Genomic DNA, 3216 nt, shown 5'->3' with positions numbered 1-3216 from the left:
GACGAGAAATGACTTTTTAAGAGATAACTAATTGACTATCAATTAGTTATCTGTCTTTCATGTAACTTTACGCCAATTTGTTTAATACTACCCTATTTTGGAGCAGCTAAATCCATTGTAGAAGGGGTTGTGGGACGTGATATTGTTACAGGCGAAAAACTTTCGACTACTGAAAGGGTGTTGGGAGCTGTGCCGTTACTTGGTAAAGTTAAGGGTGAAGCCAAGGTAGCAGAAGAAGTTGCCGAAGAAACGACAACACTTAGGCATTATACATCTAATAAAGGGTTGGATGGAATAAAAAAAGACTTAGAAATAAAAGCCTATGATAAAAACACTGTGTTTGCAGAAAAAGCAAAAGGCAAGCCTCTCTCTGCTGCAGATGCTTCTGATAAATATGGTATTTCAAAAAGTAGTGCAAGAAATTATGTGGAATTTAAAGTGCCAAGTAAACAAGTAAGTGTTATCAAAAACCCAGACACCAAATCTATTGAATATGTAATAACAGGAAATGTCAAATTAGATAAAACCGCCAAATTTATTAAACGAAATTAATCATGAAAAAAAATCCAATAGAAAATCAAGTATTTTATGGACTTGATACAATTGATGAAACTAAAACAGTAGAAGTGAATTTAAAAAGTTTACTTCTTATTTATAAAACGACACAAGAGTTAATCAATTTTTTTCATCAGAGAGGGCATTATACAAATATAGAGGATATTCACAGATATATGGGAAATAAAAATGCAGGAATGTTTTCTATTTTATGTAAAATAAATTACAAAGAGTATGAGAAATTTTTACCTCAAGAAGTAAAAGATATTCTTGAAAGTGATGAATTTCAAAGCCCTGTTATGCAGTATTATAAAAAATAAATAATTCGGATGAAAAATGGCATAGATTGGGTAAAATTAAAAGAAAGTACATAAACGGGTAGGATTAAACAAATTGGCGTAATCTTTCATACTACTGGACAAGCAGTGGGAAAAATGAGTGGGTATCGTAATTTTGTTGCGACCAAACAAACAAGATTCGATTATGTCCCACCCATTAGTGAGTAAATTTAGTTCATCGTTTTTAGATTTCCGAGATACCGTTCTTCAAAATCTATTTTTGATATGTAATGCCATCATTATGGGTCGTTCTACGAGCTTGTATGTCTTAAAAGATTACCTGCCCGCTTTATTAGAAAATGAACAAACCAAAAGTGTATCACATTATAAGCGATTGATTCGTTTTTTTAAACTTGGTAAGCCCGATTTACTTATTCAGTGCATCTTGAGGTTCTTCTTCCAAATCTGCGGAAAATTCACTTTTCAAACTAATTGATTAGTTGAATTGTTTTTTTATACCGTTTGACACTTGAAATACTTATTCCAGTAAGATTAACTATTTCTGCTACTGACATTTGCTTTTCCAATGCCATTTTTACTTTTTCAAAATTTTGTTGGTTGATACCAACAGGTCTGCCAATATGTTTTCCTTTGGCTTTTGCCAATAATTGACCTGCTTTTATTTTTTCTAAAATGGTTTCACGGTCAAATTCTGCCAACGATGCAAAAATGGACAGGATAAGTTTTCCTGCGGGAGTTGTTGTATCAATGCCCACATCGAGAGCTTTAAAATGTACTTTTCTTTTGGCAAAATCATTGACTAAATAAATGAGATGGTCTCGATTTCTTCCCAATCTAAAAAAACGAGCCACCACAACAGTATCGCCCTCTCTCAAAACAGAAAGCATTTCATCTAAGGCAAGTCGCTGAGTGGTTACTCCAGAAATCTTATCTCGAAAGATTCTATCACATCCAAATTTTTCTAAGGCCTCAATTTGGGTATCAAGATTTTGGTCGATTGTCGAGACACGGGCGTAACCGAAAACTTTATTCATATAGTGTCAAAAAGTTAGTTTCACAAAGATAAATGTTTGATTTTTGTTGAACCTACTTTTTGGACTCTATTTTTGGTGGCTAAGGTTGAGTTGTTGGGCTAAAAAATGATAGTTCAGAAAGTTATAACTTTTTGGACTATCTATTCTTAACTTTAATTTCTCAAATATGCCTTTAACTTTTCTAACTAATCAAGAAAGAAAACTTTACGAACAAATTCCAATGATAGATGAAATAGAAATGCGGCAGCATTTTTATCTAACTCAAGACAATAAAATATTTTTATTGTCTTTTAATGGAGAGTTAAATCGTATATCAATAGCCGTGCAACTGTGTTTGTTACGCTATTTGGGATATGTGCCGAATAATTGGAACATTGAAGTTGACAAAGCAATCATTGAATTTGTTACTCAACAATTTTACAAAAAATCTCAATACAATTCTTTGCACGATTATGGAAAATGGGATAAAGTTAGAAGCAATCATTTACAGGCAATTCTCAAACATCTTTATTTTCGCAAATGGCAACCGTTGATAGATGAACCGATTTTTGAAAAGTGGCTTATTGAGCAAGGAATGGAACATGACAACGAAAGATATTTGTTAGATGCTCTTTGTCAAAAGCTACGACAAGATAAGATTCTTCGCCCTTCGATTGCTACACTTGAAGCCCTTGTTGGTGGAATTAGGGAGCATTTGGAAGTTACAACCTATCAACGTTTATCTTTTCTATGGACGGAAGAATTTCTAACAAAATTAGATAAACTACTTGAAGTAGATGTAGACAAAAATGTAACAATTCACCGCTGGTTATGTAATTTTCCAAATGCTAATACGGTCAAAGAAATCAACCAATCGCTTGAGAAAATTGATTGTTTGGCAAAATTAGGTGTTAAAACGTGGGATTTATCTGTCATTTCATCAAATAGACAAAAGCGTTTAGCTAATGCCGTAAGAACTGATTCTAATGCTCATTTGAAAAGATTAAATCCTATTCGACGTTACCCTATGTTGGTATGTTTTCTAAGAGAAAGTCTGTTGGATATTACTGATGCACTTTTGGCTATGTTCAGCGATTATTGGCAACAAATGACCAATAAAGCTAAAAAATCATTGGATATTTATTTATTAGAAACGGCAAAATCACAACAAAAAGCTATCAAAACAGTAACTCAAATAGGTAAAATGGTCATTGATGAAAGTATTGAAAAAGAACAGTTAAGAGATACAATTTATGCGAATTACGGGTTAATACTTGCATTATTTTTATTTTTAGTATAACAAAAAAACTAAACTATCAGTTTTTCCATTAGAATTGAAGTAACATTAA

The 3216-nt window shown here is 32.5% G+C and carries 4 protein-coding genes; 3 read left to right on the top strand and 1 reads right to left on the bottom strand.

The window, feature by feature from the left end; translation table 11 throughout:
* Positions 1-30: 30 nt before the first annotated feature.
* A complete protein-coding gene (locus ACH2BV_RS09920) occupies positions 31-552 on the top strand; it encodes an HYD1 signature containing ADP-ribosyltransferase family protein (RefSeq protein ID WP_395050568.1) in 522 nt (173 codons plus the stop codon).
* Between the two features lie 2 nt (positions 553-554).
* The gene (locus ACH2BV_RS09915; protein WP_395050567.1) at positions 555-875 is read left to right on the top strand and encodes a hypothetical protein; all 321 of its coding nucleotides are present in this window, start codon (positions 555-557) and stop codon (positions 873-875) included.
* Positions 876-1321: 446 nt separating this feature from the next.
* On the opposite strand, the gene ACH2BV_RS09910 is transcribed toward ACH2BV_RS09915, so the two are convergent.
* Positions 1322-1888, bottom strand: coding sequence for a recombinase family protein (locus ACH2BV_RS09910; protein WP_395050566.1), 567 nt, complete (start codon positions 1886-1888; stop codon positions 1322-1324).
* A gap of 166 nt (positions 1889-2054) precedes the next feature.
* Between ACH2BV_RS09910 and ACH2BV_RS09905 the strand changes: the two genes are divergently transcribed.
* Positions 2055-3167, top strand: coding sequence for a DUF4158 domain-containing protein (locus ACH2BV_RS09905; RefSeq protein ID WP_395050565.1), 1113 nt, complete (start codon positions 2055-2057; stop codon positions 3165-3167).
* Positions 3168-3216: the final 49 nt, after the last annotated feature.

Origin of the sequence: Flavobacterium sp., assembly GCF_043780635.1 — a bacterium.
Taxonomy (GTDB): Bacteria; Bacteroidota; Bacteroidia; order Flavobacteriales; family Flavobacteriaceae; genus Flavobacterium.
The sequence above is the reverse complement of the archived record's forward strand: the minus strand, read 5'-3'. Positions and strand labels throughout refer to the sequence as shown.